Raw genomic sequence first — 16,168 nt, 5'->3', positions numbered from 1 at the left:
TTCTGGAGCATCCGCCTTTATGTCTGAACCGCTGCCGCCGACCTCGCCCGAAGCCCCGAAAGACGACGCCTATGACGCTGCTTCCATCAGCGTATTGAAGGGGCTGGATGCCGTGCGCAAGCGCCCCGGCATGTATATCGGCGATACGGATGACGGTTCGGGCCTGCACCATATGGGCTTCGAGATCATCGACAATGCGGTGGACGAGGCCCAGGCCGGCTACGCCGACCGGGTGGAGGCGATCCTCAACGGCGATGGCTCGATGACCGTGCGCGACAATGGGCGCGGCATCCCGACTGACATCCACGCCGAGGAAGGTATCTCGGCGGCCGAGGTGGTGCTGACCAAGCTGCACGCTGGCGGGAAGTTCAACCAGAATTCCTACAAAGTCTCCGGCGGCCTGCACGGCGTGGGCGCCGCGGTGGTGAACGCGCTCTCCGAATGGATGGAGGTGCGTATCTGGCGCAATGGCGAGGAGCATTTCATCCGCTTCCAGCACGGCGAGACCATGGCGCCGCTCAAGCTGATCGGCACCTCCGGCCACCCCAACGGCACCGAAGTCACCTTCAAACCTTCCGCCGGGACTTTTACACATACCGAATTCGACTACGCGGTGTTCGAGCGCCGCCTGCGCGAACTTGCGTTTCTCAACTCCGGCCTGGCGATCGTCCTGCGCGATGAGCGCCACGACCCGATTCAGGAAGCCAAATTCCATTACGAAGGTGGCGTCGCGGAATTCTGCTCCTGGCTCGACCGCGCCAAAACACCCGTGCTGGCAACGCCCATCACCTCCATCGGCGAGGCCAAGGAACATGGCATCCGCGTTGAATTCGCGATGACGTGGAATGATTCCTACCACGAGACCATGCTCTGCTTCACCAACAACATCACCCAGCGCGACGGCGGCACGCATCTCGCCGGTTTCCGCGCCGCGCTGACCCGTGTGGTGAGCAAATATGCCCAGAGCATGAGCAAGAAGGACAATCTGGAATTCTCCGGCGAGGATATGCGCGAAGGCATGACCGCGGTGCTATCGGTGAAAGTGCCGGACCCGAAATTCTCATCGCAGACCAAGGATAAGCTCATCTCCTCCGAGGTGCAGCCGGTGGTGCAGGCGGCCGTGGCCGATGCGCTGAGCCATTGGTTTGAGACGCATCCGAAGGAAGCGAAAAGCATCGTCGGCAAGGTGATGGACGCCGCCGCCGCCCGCGAAGCCGCCCGGCGCGCGCGCGAACTTACCCGCCGCAAGGGCGTACTCGACATTTCCTCCCTGCCCGGCAAGCTCGCTGACTGCCAGGAGCGCGACCCGGCGAAGTCTGAACTGTTCCTCGTCGAGGGTGACAGCGCGGGCGGGTCCGCCAAACAGGGACGTGACCGTAAATTCCAGGCGATTTTGCCGCTGAAGGGCAAAATCCTCAACGTTGAGCGCGCGCGGTTTGACAAGATGCTGGGCAGCCAGGAGATCGGCACGCTGATTACGGCGCTTGGCACCGGCATCGGCCGGGGCGAGCCGGAACAGGGCGGGTTTGATGAGACCAAATTGCGCTACCACCGCATTGTCATCATGACGGACGCGGATGTCGACGGTTCGCATATCCGCACGCTGCTGCTCACGTTTTTTTATCGCCAGATGCCCAAACTCATCGAGCACGGCTATCTCTACATCGCGCAGCCGCCGCTCTACCGCGCCAAGCGCGGCAATGAGGAACGGTATTTGAAAGACGACGACGCGCTGGAGACCTATCTGCTGGAGCGCGCATTGGGCGAGGCCACCCTCACCGCCGCCGACGGCACGCTTTACGCCGGTGACGAGCTGCGCGGCGAAATGGCCTGGCTCGGCCAGGTGGTGCACCGCTTCAACGCGCTTTCGCGCCTGCTGCCGATCACCTATCTGGAGCAAATGGCCATCACCGGCCTGCTCGCGACTGACGCGCTGGGCAACCCGGAACGCGACCAGGCGCTGGCCACACGGCTGAACAGCAACGCCGCCCCCACTGAACGCGGCTGGGTGGTGACCTCTGATGCTTCCGGGGTAACGCTGGGGCGCATGGTGCGCGGTGTCGCCGAGCGCTACACGGTGGATGCCGCCGTGTTGCGCACCACCGAGGCCCGCTACCTCGCCGAGCGCGGCACACGCCTCGCACAGCTTTTCGGCACCGATGCCACATTAAGCATCGACGGCCCGCCGAAGCCGATTCACGGCCCGGTGGCGTTGTGGGAGACCATGCTGAGCTATGGCCGCAAGGGGCTTGCCATCAACCGGTTTAAAGGCCTCGGCGAAATGAACCCGGACCAGCTCTGGAAAACCACCCTCGACCCGCAGGTGCGCCGCCTGTTGCAGGTGAAAATCGCCGACGCGGAGGATACCGACCAGATCTTCTCCACCCTCATGGGCGACATTGTGGAACCCCGGCGGGACTTTATCGTCACCAACGCCCTCAAGGTCGCCAATCTGGATACCTGAGGCTGTGTCTGGGCGTTTCGTTAAACCGGGGGGCGGCGCCCCTCGGCGCTAGAGTGCGATCGTTTGAGGTTTGCTCAACCGAGCGAGCCGAAAGCGTGAATCGCCCTCAGAAAAACGGCTAGGTCCTGATCGCAATTAAAGCGATCAGGACCTAGAGTGCGATCGTTTGAGGTTCGCTCAACCGAGCGAGCCGAAAGCGTGAATCGCCCTCAGAAAAACGGCTAGGTCCTGATCGCAATTAAAGCGATCAGGCGCTAGTTTCCTCGTTGCACCCGCCCCCAGGCGAGCCAGAAATAGGCTGGGGCTACAATGAGCAGCCAGAGAATGGGGGTGGCGGCGAGGATGCCGGCCGCGCCGAAGCTTTTCACGGCGAAATATTTGAGGATGAAGCCGAGCAGGGCGGCCGCGGTAAGCAGGTATATCTGGAATTTCAGTTCGCTGACCGCATTCAGATAAAGTCCCGCGATGCGCGGCAGGTTCAGGGCGATGATCCAGGCGGCCATGACCCAGAGGAAGGCCTGGGTTATGTGCATATCCTGATGCAGCCACCAGCGCAGCACCGGCGCGCCGAAGGCCACGATCAGCGCTGACCCGGCGATGGCCAGCGCGCTTGTGAGCAATGTGCCGTGCCGCAGGATTTTTTTCAGCCAGAGCAGGTCACCTTCGGCCGCGGCTTCAACAAATTCCGGCCAGAGCGGCTGGGTGATGATGTTGAGGAAGCCGATGGCGGTGGTGCAGACGCGCATGGCGATGACCATTTGGGCGGCGGCGGCGGCGCCCCGCCAGTGCAGTGCTAAGAGGGTGTCAAACGAATAGGCGCAGGAAGCTGCGATGGTGATGGCAAAGAGCAGGCTGCCGCGCGTGAGGATTTCGCGCAGCGCGGCGATGGCCGGCGGCGCGCGCGGGCGCAGCTCAGGGTGGCGCAGCAGCGCATGGGCGAGGCTGGCGGCGTTGATGGCGAGCATGGCGGCGTAGACGGCGATTGTCATGATCGTGATGCCGCCGCCCCACCAGGCGGCGAGCAGGAGAAGCGCCAGGGTGAGGAGGGTCTGCGCGAAATCCCAATAGCCGGCGATGTAGCCCTTGTGCAGGCCGAACCAGATGTCGCGTGATATATTGAGCGGAATGTTCAACGCGAGCAGGATGACCGCGGCCAAAAAGGGGGCGGAGAGGAGATGTTGCCCGCCAAGCCAGAGCGCCGCGCCACCGCCCAGGACCAGCAGCGAGAGGCAAGCGGCGATGCACAGCGAGGCGGTGATATAACGATGCAGAGCAGCGCTTTGCCCGGCGGCCTTGGCCTGCGGCAACAGGGAGAGCAGCGCGCTGCCGAGGCCGAGGTCGAGCATGCTCGACAGCCAGGCCAGCGAGGTGGCCGCCCCCCAGATGCCGAACCCCGCCAGGCCCAGCGCATGCAGCACCAGCGGCAGGGTTATGAGCGTGCTGAGCAGCTGCGCCGCGCGCTGGCCCAGGCCGATGCCGGAGATGAACAAGATCCGGCGGTTGCGCTCACGCGGCATGAGTGGTCTCTAAGGTCATGGATTGCATAATGACCGGCTGGGCGCGCCGCGCCAACTGCGCCTGATGAAACGGCTTTGCCTCCCCCCTGCCCTGGCCGGGGCGCTGCGGCTGCGCGATGTGCCGGTGGTGGTGACCGGCACGGGCGGGTGGCTGGGCCAGGCGGCGCTGGAGATGTTGGAGGGCGCGCTGGGCGAGGACTTCGCGCGGCGGGTGCGCGTGTATGCGGCGGCGGCGCGTGATGTGCGGCTGCGCTGCGGGCTTGTGGTGCAGGCGCGCGCGTTCGCGGAGCTGGAGCGCGAGGCGGGGCCGCCGGGGCTGGTTTTGCATTTTGCGTTTTTGACGCGCGGCTTTGCGCAGGCGCCTGATTTTGAGGCGGTGAACCGGCGGATTACGGCGGCCGTGCGCGGCTATATTGAGCGCAACGGGGCGGCGGGGGTTTTCATTCCCTCCTCGGGGGCGGCGTATCGGGCGGAGCACGATATTTATGGCGCGTTGAAGCTGGAGGACGAGGCGGTTTTTGCGGCGCTGGCGAAACGGCTGGGGTTTCCGGCGGTGATACCGCGGATTTTCAATCTGGCGGGGCCGTTTATCAATAATGTGAATCACTATGCGCTGGCCTGCATGATCGCGGATGTGGCTGGGGGCCGGCCGGTGCGGTTACGGGCGGCGCATCCGGTCTGGCGCTCTTATGCGCATGTGGGGGATGTGTTGAGCATCGGGCTGGCGGGGTTGCTGCGGGGAGTGACGCTGGAGGGGTTTGATACGGCGGGCGAGGTGGAGGTGGAGATTGGCGATCTGGCGGCGCGGGTGGCGCGGGTGATGGGCGCGGGCGGCGCGGAGATTATACGCCCGGCGTGGCGCGAGGGGGCGGCGGATTATTATACGGGGGATATGGCGGGGTATCGCCGGGCGGCGGCGCTGGCGGGGGTGAGCCTGCGCGGGCTGGATGAACAGATTGCCGACACGGCGGGGTATCTGGCATCATTGGGGTAAGATAACACTTGGTTTGGGGATATTATGACCATTGCGGTGCGCGGCGCTGATTTTATTGCCTCTTTTCCGGTGGAGCGGGGGAGTTGGCGGCGCGCTCATGACATCAGGGCCGGGGGCGGGTTGTTCATGCCGGATTTGGGGACGGTTGCGAAGGCGATAGGGCTGGAGGAGATGACACCGCTGCTGCCGCGCGCGGCGTTAAGGGCGCGGATGCTGGGGGCGCTGACGGAGGAGAGTGAGGGGGTGGTGTGAGGGTGAGTAACGATGAATATGATAGTCATAGATAAGCTTATATTATTTAACCTAAGCTAACAACAAAATGCATAAATAGATGCCCAAGTCTTCCTTGAAAATTTTAAAAGTTATGAAAATTAAAAGGCTACAAACACTGAAAGCAGGCCCTTGATGTCAACGATAGATTATTCCAAGCATTACTATTCTGCGCGTGACAAAGATAGTCCGGTATGGCATTTATTAGCCAATCGAAATTTTGAGACTATTCGCCCATATCTTCCTGCCAATCGTGAGGCACCTATTCTAGAAATTGGACCGGGCAATGGATTGGTAATCAGCCTATTACTAAAAAATGAATATAAAAATGCCTTGGGATTAGATATTGATAAAAATCTAGCCTTAGACGCTCAAAAATATGGTATCCCCATAAAGTATGTACCCGAAGACAAAGTGAATGATTTTTTGCGCAAAGATGAGAACAAATACGCTCTGATTTTTTTTATGCACGTTTTAGAACATGTTTCCGTAGAGCATCAAGCAGAGTTTATCTCCTCCGTTAGATTTGCTTTGGCCCCCGGTGGCAAACTCGTTTGTGAAGTCCCCAATGCAGATTCTCCTTTAGCGGCACGTTGGAGATATTGTGACTGGACGCACAAATGTTTATTCAGTATCGAATCATTGAGATTCATTTTAAAGATTGGAGGCTTTCAGGAGGTTTTAACTATGAAAGCTAAATCTGCAGTCATAACTCAGCGTGGTCTATTTATAGACACTATCGTGTGCATCATCAAAGTTGCATTCAATACTTTCTCGGAATCAATTCAAAAAATTCACCTTATTGCAGGGATTGGTCTTGAAGGATTAAAGATTCCAGTGAGCGCTGCGATATTAGGTATCGGAATAAAGCAGGACAGTCAAAATGAACATTGATATCGCCGTTCCAACCTATAATTCTGCGCAATGGCTTGATGCTTTTCTGGAATCTATCGTGCAGCAGGATTTCTCCAATTGGAGAATAGTGACCCGTGACGATGGCTCCAAAGACGGCACTGAAAATATTATTCTTTCTTGGGGAAACCGGCTTGGCGAAAAAATAAAAATTATCAAAAATCCAGAAAAAATAAACCTCGGAATAGTTGGAAACTATGAGGCTATTTTTGATGAATGTTGCGCAGAGCTAATAATGGTCGGCGACCCTGATGATGTATGGAAACCTGGGAAAATTACGCTGACATACGAAGTGATGATGCAAGCTGAGAAAGAATTTGGGGTAGATATGCCCATTGTTATCGGCACTGACGCAGAACCTGTTGACAAAGACCTGAAACCTATTTCACCATCGCTCTGGAAGTGGGCAAGGATGAATACGAATTCGACATCAAAGCTGTCACTGATGGTGATGGAAAACCCTGTTTTGGGTCCAACAATGTTGTTCAACCGTCCTCTTCTTACTTTAGCTATGCCGTTAAATGGCGGTGCCGCTTATCACGACTGGTGGCTGGCGCTCGTAGCCTGCGCATTTGGCAAAATTGTTTTAATTAAAAAATCTACCCTTCTTTACAGAAGGCATGGCGCCAATGATTCTCTGGAGCCGTTGACACAAAATTATAGTCAAGCCGCAAAAAAAATCGGCAAAGCTCACAGTCGAGTACAATTTCTGATTCGTCAGTTAGCACTTCAAGCCACCGCATTTTCATTGCGTTTTCGAGATAAATTAAAAACATCTGATTATTTAGCACTTGAAGCAGCTTCTTGTTTGCCATCTAGCACCATGGTAATGCGCCGCGTTCGCGTCATAAGACACGGACTTTGGTTTGGATCGTTTATAAAAAATGTCGGGATGATGGTTTTTCTTTAAATTTTAAATTTTTAGTCTTCATCTTTTTAAATTAAACAATTAATTTTTTACTTGCAATAAAAATTAGCGATATATCACAGGCCGTTTATCCCTGCTCCATTATCTGCTTCAGCCATAGACTTGGCCACGATCCAACAACTTCTTGACATAGCAAAAACAGCCAAAATTTTAAATTTTTTTGAAATAGAGTGCCATTTCGTATGCATTAATTTGAATTTACTCGCTTTTTGGCACGCCTAAAAATTTCTCGTCTCACTGAATTGAGAAGCCTTGGACTAATCCGATCAAGCCACCAAAACATTTTGGCATGAAAGGGGAACACAATGATTCGGCGGCGCTTCTTTACGCCTTGAAGAATTTTTTTTACCGCCAATGTTGTTGTCATGGCCGGCGTTAACCAAGAAAGCTTGTATTTTTCTCCCCGCATAGGAGTTAGAATGTTGCCTGGACAAACAACGCAAACGTGGATGCCATAAGCTTCGGCTTCGACGCCCAATGCGCGCGAGAAACCAACGACACCAAATTTGCTAGTTACATAAGGGGCAAAAAGTGGATCAACAAGAAATGTTGCCATCGAGCCCATGTTGATGATTGTTCCATGCCCCTGTTTTGCCATCACGGCATACGCAGCCATACTTGAGGTTATGGTTCCCATTAGATTCACGGATATTATCCGGTGCCAATCGCTCCAAGGGGCATCAAGCGCCTCTCCATAAGAATTGATGCCAGCACAATTCACCAGACAATCTAGGCTACCAAGACGATCTTGCAAGCTAATCAATAGAGCCTCTACCTGATTACGGTCCGTTACATCGAGTTTAATGGCTTCTGCTCTTTCGCCGATCTCATGGCTTACGTTTGCGGCTTTTTTAAGATCGATATCCGCAACGACAACGTACGTTTTTCGTGACGCCAATTCCCTGGCCATGGCTGCACCGATACCTGACCCACCACCCGTTATAAGAGCGACTCTGGGTTTAAATACATACGTCATCGTTCCACCTCCAATCTCCCCACCCGCTCCTTCTCAATCACCAACGGTCTTTTGGTGACATGAGTAAGAATAACACCGATATATTCGCCCAAAATGCCGATGAAGAACAATTGCACCGAGGCGAAAAAGAATACGGCGATGAGGATGGGGGCGGTGTTGGCGGGGAAGCGGTACCAGAACAATAATTTTGCCGCCAGGTAGCCAAGCGCCACGAGCAGGCTGATGGCGGAGAGGCAGAAGCCGGCCATGGTGGCGAGGCGCAGGGGGACTTTGGAGTGGCTGGTGATGCCGAGCATCGCAAGGTCATACAGGGAGTAGAAATTATTGCTGGTGACGCCGCGTTCGCGCCTTGGCTGGATGAAGGGGATTTCGGCGCGGGGGTAGCCGAGGTCGGCGATCAGGCCGCGGAAATAGGGGTAGCGGTCGCCCGTGGCGCGGACCTGCTCGACCACTTCGCGGTCATAAAGGCCAAAGCCGGTGAAATTTTCGATGAGCGGAACTTCGGAGAGGCGGCCGATGAGTTTGTAATAGGCGCGGCGGATGAGGAACATCAGCCGGTTTTCGCGGCTTTCGGGCTTGATGCCGATGACGACCTTGAAACCCTCGCGCCATTTGTTGACGAAGGCGGGGATCATCTCGGGCGGGTCTTGCAGGTCTGTTACCATGGTGATCAGCGCGTCGCCGGGGGCGGAGAGAAAGCCGTGCAGGCCTGAGCGCAAAACGCCGAAATTGCGGGCGTTGACGATGAGGCTCACGCGGGAGTCTCGCGCGGCAAGTTGTTTGATTTCAGCAACGGTGGAGTCGGTGGAGGCGTTGTCGATGAAGAGGAGGGTGTAGCGCTGGTCCGGGATGGTGGCGAAGGCGGCGGTGATGCGCTCATACAAGGGGGCGATGTTGCCCGATTCGTTGTAGCAGGGGAGGACGGCGCAGATGAGTTTGTCCGGGGGGGTGGTCATGGCGTGGCCTCCACCGGGGCCAGCACCAGCTCTATCAACGCACGCACGGCGCCGTTGCCGCCTGATTGGGTGAGGCGGATGGCGGCGGCGGCCAGCACCTGGGGTTGGGCGTTGGCGGGGGCGGCGGCGAGGCCCGCGAGGGCGAAGGCTGGGAGGTCGTTCACGTCATCGCCCATGAAGCAGATGCGCGACAGGGGGATGGCGGTGTTGGCGGAGAATTGGCGCAGGGCGGCGCCTTTGTCCTTGATGCCTTTAAAGACCTGGGTGATCTGCATTTTGGCGGCAAAACGGTCAACCAGGGGGCTGGCCTCGCCGGAGATGAGGCCGAAGACCAGACCAGCCTGGCGGCCACGCGAGATACCCATGACATCGGCGAAGTGGAAGCGCTTCCACTCCTCGCCGTTTGGTCCCCACCAGAAGCTGCCATCGGTGAGGACGCCGTCGACATCGAGCACCACGGCGTCCACCAGCGGCATAATTATGCGCCTTGGATGCGCGGGCCGTGGACGCGGCGGAGTTTTTCGATGACCGGCTTTTCGCGGTCAAGCACGCGCTTGACGCCGTCGCCCATGGAGGTTTCGACCAGGCGGATGTCGCGCACCAGGCGGGTGATGCCGTTGGGCTCCAGGGAGGCGGCGTGGTCTGAGCCCCACATGGCGCGGTCGAGCGTGAGGTGGCGCTCCACCACGCAGGCGCCGATGGCGGCGGCGGCGACGGAGGAGGGGATGCCGGTTTCGTGGCCCGAATAGCCGACCGGAACATCAAACTGCTGCGCCAGCACGGGGATGACGCGCAGGTTCAGCTCCTCGTAATGGGCCGGGTAGGTGCTGCTGGAGTGGAGGATTATGAGGTCCTTTTTGCCGAGAACCTGAACCGCATGGTCGATCTGCTCCAGGCTGCTCATGCCGGTGGAGAGGATGATGGCTTTGCCCTTGGCGCGGGTGTGGCGCAGCAGGTCGTCATCGGTGAGGCTGGCGGAGGCGATTTTATAGGCCGGGGGGTCAAAATGGTCGATGAAGTCGACGGAGGCTTCATCCCAGCAGGAGGCGAACCAGGCGATGTTCTTTTTGGCGCAATAGGCGTCGATCTCGTGATATTCGGCGTGGCCGAACTCGAGGCCGCGCTTGAGGTCGCCATTGGTGGCGCCAAAAGGGTTTTCGCGCGGGCGGGCGAGTTCCTCGGGCGTGTAGACGACATCGACGGTGCGCTTCTGGAATTTGACGGCATCGCAGCCGGCGGCAACGGCGACGTCGATCAGGTGTTTGGCGATGTCGAGATCGCCGTTATGGTTGATGCCGATTTCGGCGATGACGTAGCAGGGGTGCCTGCCGCCGACGGGGCGGTTGCCGATTTTGACTTCGCTCATGATGCTGCTTTCCTCGAGGCTGGTAATCTGGTCATCCCGCAGTGCCATTGCCGCGGGCTGATGACAAGTTGTTCATGCGTCCCCGGGTGGGGCAAACAACCCGGCGAGGCGGGCGCCGATGACCATGGTGACGGCGAAGATGATTGCGCCGCGTGCGCCATAGCCGAGCAGGACGATGCCGGGGCCGGGGCAGATGCCCGAAAGCCCCCAGCCGAGACCAAAGATCGCGGCGCCGAGAACAAGTTTGGTGCTGGCCAGTTTGTCGCCGGGAGAGGCGGCGGCGCAGCCGCGCGGGGTGAGGCGGCGGCGTTTGGCCCAAACAAAGGCCGGGGCGGCAACGGCGATGGCGCCGCCCATGACCAGGGCCAGGGAGGGATTCCAGGCGCCGGAGACATCGAGGAAGGCTTTGACGCGGTCAGGATCGGCCATGCCGGAGAGGATCAGCCCGGCGCCGAGGATGAGGCCAAAGGCGAAGGCGGAAAATATGTGCGTGGGGCGCATCAGCCGTGCCCCAGGAGGTGGCGGGTGACGAACACGGTGAGCCCGGCGGCAAGCATGAACACGCAAGTGGCGATGATGGAACGCGGGTTGAGCTGGGCGATGCCGCAAACGCCGTGGCCGCTGGTGCAGCCATTGCTCAGGCGGGTGCCAAAGCCGACCAGCAGGCCGGCCGCCGCCAGCAAGGGCAGCGACTCGCGCCCCAGAGCGGCGGGCAACCCGCGCCCAAGCGGGGCCGCGGCGATACCCGCCATCACCAGGCCGAGCAGAAATGCCCATTGCCAGATTTTGGACTGCCGCCCGGAGGCCCCCGCCATGATGCCGCTGATGCCGGCGATGCGGCCATTGACCAATAACAACCCGGCGGCGGAAATGCCGATGAGCACCCCGCCGGCGAGAGCTTTTTCCAGCACCGCTGGTTCGATTACGATCGGCATACAACCTCTGTTCAGAATTCACCCTCGGCCCCGAGGAGGCCTTGTTCGTCTGATCCAACGAAAACCGCGGGAGAGCAAGGGTGCGGCGGGCTGGTTAATTCTCCAGCTCGGAATCCCAGTAGAGGAAATCGCGCCAGCTCTGGTGCAGGAAATTGGGCGGGAAGCCCCTGCCCCGGTCCTGCAGTTCCCAGCTGGTGGGGCGGCGGGGTTCCTGATGGGGGATCATGTTGCATTCGCGCGGCAGCTTGCTGCCCTTGCGCAGGTTGCACGGTCCGCAGGCGGTGACGACATTCTCCCAGCTCGTGCGCCCGCCATGGGCGCGGGGGATGACGTGGTCGAAGGTCAGCTCCGGGGCGGCGCGCTTGTGGCCGCAATATTGGCAGGTGAAAATGTCGCGCAGGAACACGTTGAAGCGGGTGAAGGCCGGGTTGCGCGCGGAGGGGATGAAGTCGCGCAGCGCGATGACGCTGGGCAGGCGCATGGTGAAGCTGGGGCTGTGGACCTCTTTCTCATATTCGGAAAGCACCGAGACACGATCAAGGAACACCGCTTTCACGGCATCCTGCCAGTTCCAGGTCGACAACGGAAAATAGGACAGCGGACGGAAATCCGCATTCAAGACGAGAGCGGGAAAATTTGACCCGCCGTCAGGCATTACTGAACCTGTCCCAGAACGGGACCAGATTTTGGGGAGAAACCGCGAACCCCAGCCAGATATGGTGGTTAGTACGAGTCATGTGAACTTTATGACAAATGCGACGGGCCGCCGCAAGACAGGAAAGCGTTTGTAAACCACTTGTCACACGCACGCGCCGCCATGCTTATATCGGCGGAGCCATGAATATCACCACGCGCTTCGCCCCCAGCCCGACCGGATATCTCCACCTTGGCCACGCATTTTCGGCATGGAACGCCCGGACGCGGGCGGATGTTTTCCAGCTGCGGCTGGAGGATATCGACAGCACACGTTGCCGGCCTGCGTTTGCCGCCGCCATCATTGAGGATCTGCGCTGGCTGGGTCTGGCATGGGATGGCGAAATCCGCGTGCAATCAGCGCATTTATCCGAATATCAGGCGGCGCTGGAGCGGTTGCGCGGGCGGGGGTTGCTCTACCCGTGTTTTTGCAGCCGGGCGGAAATTGCCCGCGCGCAGGCCGCGCCGCATGGGGCGGAGGCGGTGTATCCGGGCACCTGCCGGCATTTGAGCGAGGCCGCGCGGGCGGAGCGGATGAGCGCCGGGGCGGCCTATGCGCTGCGGCTGGATATGGCGGCGGCGGTGCGCCAGGCGGGGGAGCTGCGGTTTTTCGAGGAGAGCAAGGGCTGGATCGAGGCCAGGCCCCTGCCCTTTGGCGATGTGGTGCTGGCGCGCAAGGATACGCCGGCCAGCTATCATCTCTGCGTGGTGCATGACGATGCGCTGCAGGGCATCAGCCATGTGATCCGGGGTGAGGATTTGTTTGAGGCGACGCATGTGCATGTGCTGCTGCAGGCGCTGCTGGAGCTGCCTACGCCGGTTTATGCGCACCACCGGCTGCTGCGCGATGCCCAAGGCAGGCGGCTGGCCAAGCGCGATTTTGCCGCTACGTTACGCTCCATGCGGGCGGCGGGCGTGCAGCCGCGCGCGATTTTGCGGCAATTCGAGGAGGGCATCGCGGCATGAGGCGTATTCTGGTCAGCCTGGCGTGGCTCGCGGGGTTTGCGCTGCTGGGCGGTGTTGCCATGGATGTGTTCATCCAGGTGATGTTTCCGCATGTGCATGCACCGGCTTTGCGGATGAAGCTGATCGGGTTGGGGGCGGAGTTCGGGTTCAACCTGTTTGTGCTGGCGATGTGCTTCGCGCTGCTGCCTGGTGCGCGGCGGCCACCAGGAGCGGCGGCGCGTTTTGGCGTGGCGCAGGGCATCTGGGGGATGGCGGGCTTTGGCCTCGCGATGGCAAGCGGCGGCGCGGTGCTGGCGAATGTGCTTACCCTCGAGGATTTCACCCTGCTCGCCCGGCACGCGCAGGCGCGGGTGGATTTCACGGGGCAGCCGTTTCTGTTGGCGATGGTGCTGGCCGGGGAGTGCGCGGCGGCGTTGTGGGTGGTGTGGTATCTGCGCCAGCTGGGTGCCGCGCGGGTGGAGGACGGCGGAGAGACCGGCATCGGCTGGTGCGCCGCCCCGGCGCTGGGTTATGTGAGCGCGGCTGTTATGGCGGTATGGATTGTTTGCAGCGTCGGGCTGCTGTTCCACTTCTTTCCGCCGGATATGCGGGCGTTGCGGAATTTGCCTGAAGCGAGGCTCTTTGAGGCCAGCGGGGTGGCGGCGCTGCCGCTGTTGGTGGTGGCAGTGTTCATTGGCCCGGCGCTGGAGGAGATCGTCTTCCGCGGCATCGCCTTTGCCGGTTTGGCGGCGCGGCTGGGGCCGGGCTGGGCGGGGGTTGTGACCACGCTGGTCTTCATGGCCGCGCACGCGCCGGAGAAGATGTATTATCCGCCGGGCTTTATCGATGTGGGGCTGATGGCGGCCTGCGCCGTGGTGCTGCGGCTGAAGTTCCGCTCCATCCGGCCCGCGATTGTGCTGCATATCCTCTACAATGGCGGGTCTATGCTGGCGGCGGGATTGTTTGTGCGCTGAGCGGACAGGCGAGCGTGGCCGCGGGGACCAGCGGGTGCGCGTGAAGCGCCCAGAGGTATAACAACGGCGCGGGGTTGAGGCGGATGAGGCGCGCGAGGCGGCGGATCTGGCAGACCCGGTGAATTTCATAAGGGAGCACATCGGCGCGATGTTGCTGGGTGCCCTGGGCGATGAAGCCCGCGATCTGGGCCGGGGTCCAGCGAGGGGTGGTGGCGCTGGGCTGGTAGACCGCGCCCCGCGGCGTCGCGGTGGCGATGCGCCAGCCAGCCTGTTGCAGCAATGTGGCGGCGGCGCGGGTTTCGGCGGCTTCATCAACCGGCTTGCCGCTGTAATAGGCGTAGCCCTGGGGGAGCAGCACCACATATTGCACATCATAGGCCTGCAGGTAGGCGGAGAATTCCCCGGGGGCGATGGCGGGGAAGCGATTCTCCCACAATGGCTGATATAACGGCCAGGAGCTGAAGGGAGCAGGCTGGCCGTTGCCGATATAGCCCTGGCCCGCCAGCATGAAGCGCATGCCCGCGGCGTATTGCCAGCCCATCTCCTGGGCGAACACCGGCATGACCAGCACATGCGCGCCCGGCGGCAGGGTGGCGAAGACCGGGGGCAGCATCGGCTGCCGCCAGTTGCGCGCGGTGGATTGCGCCGGAAGAAGGCTGAGCAGGCACAGCCCGGCCAGCGCGTAGCGGCGCCAGCCGCTGCCCGGCTGCGCCAGCCACAGGGCCAGCAGCAGCGTGAGGGAGAGCCAGGCGTAAAGCGCGAAACGGCCGGGCAGCATCGCGGCGAAAACCGGCATCTGGGCGAAGGGCAGCCACGGCGCCGGGCCAAGCCGGTGGCCCAGAACATGGACATAAGGGCCGAGCGAGGCCACCACCGCCAGCAGCGCCATGCCTGCCAGCACCCGCGCCGCCGGGAGGGGGGTTGTGCGCCAGATATGGAGCGCGAGCAGCACCAGGGGCAGACCGTAATAGCCGCCCTGCTCGCTTGAATTGCCCGTAAAAAGCTTTGACAGCGGTAGCGCCGGATGCCCGCCCAGGAACACCAGCGGGGTGGGGATGAAGGCTGCCAGCAAGTCGTTGGCGTAGACATCCGGGGTGGAGAAATTCGCCCGCGCGGCAGCGTAGCCGCGCAGCATGGCCCAGATGAAGGGGGCTGCCAGCAGCAGGCAGAGCGCCAGGCCCAGCAGGATGCCGCCCAGCAGGCGGCCCAGCGCGGGGCGGGGCAAAGGGGCCAGCCAGGCCAGCAGCAGCAGCGCGGCGGCGCCGAAAAGCATTTCGCTGGCGAAAACCTCCTGGGAGACGCCGAACTCGAATAAAAACAGGCCGCCCAGCACGGCGCCCAGATGCCAGCGCGGCCAGTTATGCGCGGCCGCGCGCAGGCAGGCCCAGAGGCTGAACGGCACGGCGGCAGTGAAGGCGAGGTTGAGATGGCCAAGGGTCTGGCCGATCTCATAGCCGGAACAGGCGAACATGGCGCCGGCCAGCAGCGCGGCTGCGAATACGCCGGTAAGCTCCCAGGCGGCGAGGTAGAGGGCGAAGGCGGCGAGTGCTGGGGCGGCGATCATCAGCACGTTGAACACCGCCGCCGCGCCAAAGCGCAGGGTGAAAGGTGCCGCCAGCAAGCCCAGAGCGGGGATGGAGGTTTTCCAGACCAGATCGGTGCCCGCCGGGTAATCCACATAATGCGTGAACAGCAGCGGCAAATGATGCGTCAGCGCGAAAGGCCACCAGTTGAGGAACCAGATGAAGGCCAGGGAATCCTGCTCGTCGCCGAAATAGGTGAGCCCCGGCCAATGGCGCGGCGGCGCGTAGAAAACCCAGCTGGCGGCGAGATAGAGCAGGCACACCGCAGCATGGCGGAAAATGGTGAGGTGCTTGGCGGGCTCAATACGCATCTGCGGTTTTTCAACCACAGGTTGGTTGCTCCTACAACTCCCGCGATTTGGCATTCGCCCGTGATCGTCGTAGACTGAAGCAGAAAATATCTGGGTGGAGAGTATTTATGGGTGGATTGAGCATCTGGCACTGGCTGATCGTGCTGCTTGTGGTCATGCTTGTGTTCGGTACCGGCAAGGTCAGCAATCTGATGGGCGAATTCGGCAAGGGGATTAAAACCTTCAAGCAGAATATCGCCGATGAGGACGGCAAGAAGGGGCCTGCGGACGCCTCGATGAGCCAGCCGGACTCGCTGAGCGCGCCCGTGCCGGACCAGAACAAGACGACCGTCAACCAGGGCTGA

The 16,168-nt window shown here is 60.6% G+C and carries 17 protein-coding genes; 8 read left to right on the top strand and 9 right to left on the bottom strand.

Features of this window, described 5'->3' with window-relative positions; all coding sequences use genetic code 11:
• The first annotated feature begins 19 nt into the window (after nt 1-19).
• Complete coding sequence (gene gyrB / locus QQJ84_RS10095; protein WP_284258048.1) at nt 20-2,464, top strand: DNA topoisomerase (ATP-hydrolyzing) subunit B; 2,445 nt, start codon at nt 20-22, stop codon at nt 2,462-2,464.
• A gap of 254 nt (nt 2,465-2,718) precedes the next feature.
• On the opposite strand, the gene QQJ84_RS10090 is transcribed toward gyrB, so the two are convergent.
• Nucleotides 2,719-3,981, bottom strand: a complete 1,263-nt coding sequence (locus tag QQJ84_RS10090) for a lipopolysaccharide biosynthesis protein (protein WP_284258047.1) — start codon at nt 3,979-3,981, stop codon at nt 2,719-2,721.
• 22 nt (nt 3,982-4,003) lie between these two features.
• Between QQJ84_RS10090 and QQJ84_RS10085 the strand changes: the two genes are divergently transcribed.
• The 4 genes from QQJ84_RS10085 (at nt 4,004) to QQJ84_RS10070 (ending at nt 7,067) form a co-directional block, all read left to right on the top strand.
• Entirely contained in the window at nt 4,004-4,975 is a 972-nt protein-coding gene (locus tag QQJ84_RS10085) for an NAD-dependent epimerase/dehydratase family protein (RefSeq protein WP_284258045.1), read from the top strand.
• 24 nt (nt 4,976-4,999) lie between these two features.
• Nucleotides 5,000-5,227 (top strand): hypothetical protein, encoded by a 228-nt coding sequence (locus tag QQJ84_RS10080; RefSeq protein ID WP_284258043.1) that lies wholly within the window; start codon nt 5,000-5,002, stop codon nt 5,225-5,227.
• A 153-nt stretch (nt 5,228-5,380) separates the two neighbouring features.
• Complete coding sequence (locus QQJ84_RS10075; RefSeq protein ID WP_284258042.1) at nt 5,381-6,139, top strand: class I SAM-dependent methyltransferase; 759 nt, start codon at nt 5,381-5,383, stop codon at nt 6,137-6,139.
• A complete protein-coding gene (locus tag QQJ84_RS10070) occupies nt 6,129-7,067 on the top strand; it encodes a glycosyltransferase (protein ID WP_284258041.1) in 939 nt (312 codons plus the stop codon). Before QQJ84_RS10075 ends, QQJ84_RS10070 begins: the two co-directional genes overlap by 11 nt.
• Nucleotides 7,068-7,272: 205 nt before the next feature.
• Here QQJ84_RS10070 and QQJ84_RS10065 read toward each other — a convergent pair whose 3' ends face one another.
• The 7 genes from QQJ84_RS10065 to QQJ84_RS10035 all read right to left on the bottom strand — a co-directional run bounded on the left by QQJ84_RS10065 (nt 7,273) and on the right by QQJ84_RS10035 (nt 11,973).
• Nucleotides 7,273-8,061 carry an SDR family NAD(P)-dependent oxidoreductase gene (locus QQJ84_RS10065; protein ID WP_284258040.1) on the bottom strand — a complete coding sequence of 263 codons (789 nt, stop codon included), beginning with the start codon at nt 8,059-8,061 and terminating at the stop codon, nt 7,273-7,275.
• Nucleotides 8,058-9,017: a glycosyltransferase family 2 protein gene (locus QQJ84_RS10060; RefSeq protein ID WP_284258039.1), complete on the bottom strand. Its 960-nt coding sequence runs from the start codon at nt 9,015-9,017 to the stop codon at nt 8,058-8,060. The genes QQJ84_RS10065 and QQJ84_RS10060 overlap by 4 nt, the downstream gene beginning before the upstream one ends.
• Nucleotides 9,014-9,493, bottom strand: a complete 480-nt coding sequence (locus QQJ84_RS10055) for a KdsC family phosphatase (protein WP_284258038.1) — start codon at nt 9,491-9,493, stop codon at nt 9,014-9,016. Before QQJ84_RS10055 ends, QQJ84_RS10060 begins: the two co-directional genes overlap by 4 nt.
• 2 nt (nt 9,494-9,495) lie before the next feature.
• Nucleotides 9,496-10,383, bottom strand: a complete 888-nt coding sequence (locus QQJ84_RS10050; RefSeq protein WP_284258037.1) for an N-acetylneuraminate synthase family protein — start codon at nt 10,381-10,383, stop codon at nt 9,496-9,498.
• Between the two features lie 72 nt (nt 10,384-10,455).
• The gene (locus QQJ84_RS10045; protein WP_284258036.1) at nt 10,456-10,884 is read right to left on the bottom strand and encodes a DUF6691 family protein; all 429 of its coding nucleotides are present in this window, start codon (nt 10,882-10,884) and stop codon (nt 10,456-10,458) included.
• The gene (locus tag QQJ84_RS10040) at nt 10,884-11,318 is read right to left on the bottom strand and encodes a YeeE/YedE family protein (RefSeq protein WP_284258035.1); all 435 of its coding nucleotides are present in this window, start codon (nt 11,316-11,318) and stop codon (nt 10,884-10,886) included. Before QQJ84_RS10040 ends, QQJ84_RS10045 begins: the two co-directional genes overlap by 1 nt.
• A gap of 94 nt (nt 11,319-11,412) precedes the next feature.
• Nucleotides 11,413-11,973, bottom strand: a complete 561-nt coding sequence (locus QQJ84_RS10035) for an HNH endonuclease (RefSeq protein WP_284258034.1) — start codon at nt 11,971-11,973, stop codon at nt 11,413-11,415.
• A gap of 182 nt (nt 11,974-12,155) precedes the next feature.
• On the opposite strand from QQJ84_RS10035, the gene gluQRS reads away from it, so the two are divergent.
• Together gluQRS and QQJ84_RS10025 are read left to right on the top strand one after the other, a co-directional pair.
• Nucleotides 12,156-12,977, top strand: coding sequence for a tRNA glutamyl-Q(34) synthetase GluQRS (gene gluQRS / locus QQJ84_RS10030; RefSeq protein ID WP_284258033.1), 822 nt, complete (start codon nt 12,156-12,158; stop codon nt 12,975-12,977).
• The gene (locus QQJ84_RS10025) at nt 12,974-13,930 is read left to right on the top strand and encodes a CPBP family intramembrane glutamic endopeptidase (RefSeq protein ID WP_284258032.1); all 957 of its coding nucleotides are present in this window, start codon (nt 12,974-12,976) and stop codon (nt 13,928-13,930) included. The genes gluQRS and QQJ84_RS10025 overlap by 4 nt, the downstream gene beginning before the upstream one ends.
• Here the strand turns inward: QQJ84_RS10025 and QQJ84_RS10020 are convergent.
• Nucleotides 13,899-15,842 (bottom strand): hypothetical protein, encoded by a 1,944-nt coding sequence (locus QQJ84_RS10020; protein WP_284258031.1) that lies wholly within the window; start codon nt 15,840-15,842, stop codon nt 13,899-13,901. The two genes, QQJ84_RS10025 and QQJ84_RS10020, sit on opposite strands and share 32 nt — an antisense overlap.
• An 89-nt stretch (nt 15,843-15,931) precedes the next feature.
• On the opposite strand from QQJ84_RS10020, the gene QQJ84_RS10015 reads away from it, so the two are divergent.
• A complete protein-coding gene (locus tag QQJ84_RS10015) occupies nt 15,932-16,168 on the top strand; it encodes a twin-arginine translocase TatA/TatE family subunit (RefSeq protein ID WP_284258030.1) in 237 nt (78 codons plus the stop codon).

The organism is Acidocella aquatica (assembly GCF_030160635.1).
GTDB classification, from domain to species: Bacteria; Pseudomonadota; Alphaproteobacteria; order Acetobacterales; family Acetobacteraceae; genus Acidocella; species Acidocella aquatica.
This window is presented reverse-complemented; position numbering and strand designations above follow the sequence as displayed.

Excerpts from the sequence above, each read along its gene's own strand:
- QQJ84_RS10050 (WP_284258037.1), bottom strand. The coding sequence starts at position 10,383 with ATGAGCGAAGTCAAAATCGGCAACCGCCCCGTCGGCGGCAGGCACCCC.
- QQJ84_RS10075 (WP_284258042.1), top strand. The coding sequence starts at position 5,381 with ATGTCAACGATAGATTATTCCAAGCATTACTATTCTGCGCGTGACAAA.
- gyrB (WP_284258048.1), top strand. The coding sequence starts at position 20 with ATGTCTGAACCGCTGCCGCCGACCTCGCCCGAAGCCCCGAAAGACGAC.
- QQJ84_RS10080 (WP_284258043.1), top strand. The coding sequence starts at position 5,000 with ATGACCATTGCGGTGCGCGGCGCTGATTTTATTGCCTCTTTTCCGGTG.
- QQJ84_RS10065 (WP_284258040.1), bottom strand. The coding sequence starts at position 8,061 with ATGACGTATGTATTTAAACCCAGAGTCGCTCTTATAACGGGTGGTGGG.
- QQJ84_RS10090 (WP_284258047.1), bottom strand. The coding sequence starts at position 3,981 with ATGCCGCGTGAGCGCAACCGCCGGATCTTGTTCATCTCCGGCATCGGC.
- QQJ84_RS10040 (WP_284258035.1), bottom strand. The coding sequence starts at position 11,318 with ATGCCGATCGTAATCGAACCAGCGGTGCTGGAAAAAGCTCTCGCCGGC.
- QQJ84_RS10055 (WP_284258038.1), bottom strand. The coding sequence starts at position 9,493 with ATGCCGCTGGTGGACGCCGTGGTGCTCGATGTCGACGGCGTCCTCACC.
- QQJ84_RS10035 (WP_284258034.1), bottom strand. The coding sequence starts at position 11,973 with ATGCCTGACGGCGGGTCAAATTTTCCCGCTCTCGTCTTGAATGCGGAT.
- QQJ84_RS10025 (WP_284258032.1), top strand. The coding sequence starts at position 12,974 with ATGAGGCGTATTCTGGTCAGCCTGGCGTGGCTCGCGGGGTTTGCGCTG.
- QQJ84_RS10015 (WP_284258030.1), top strand. The coding sequence starts at position 15,932 with ATGGGTGGATTGAGCATCTGGCACTGGCTGATCGTGCTGCTTGTGGTC.
- QQJ84_RS10070 (WP_284258041.1), top strand. The coding sequence starts at position 6,129 with ATGAACATTGATATCGCCGTTCCAACCTATAATTCTGCGCAATGGCTT.
- QQJ84_RS10045 (WP_284258036.1), bottom strand. The coding sequence starts at position 10,884 with ATGCGCCCCACGCACATATTTTCCGCCTTCGCCTTTGGCCTCATCCTC.
- gluQRS (WP_284258033.1), top strand. The coding sequence starts at position 12,156 with ATGAATATCACCACGCGCTTCGCCCCCAGCCCGACCGGATATCTCCAC.
- QQJ84_RS10060 (WP_284258039.1), bottom strand. The coding sequence starts at position 9,017 with ATGACCACCCCCCCGGACAAACTCATCTGCGCCGTCCTCCCCTGCTAC.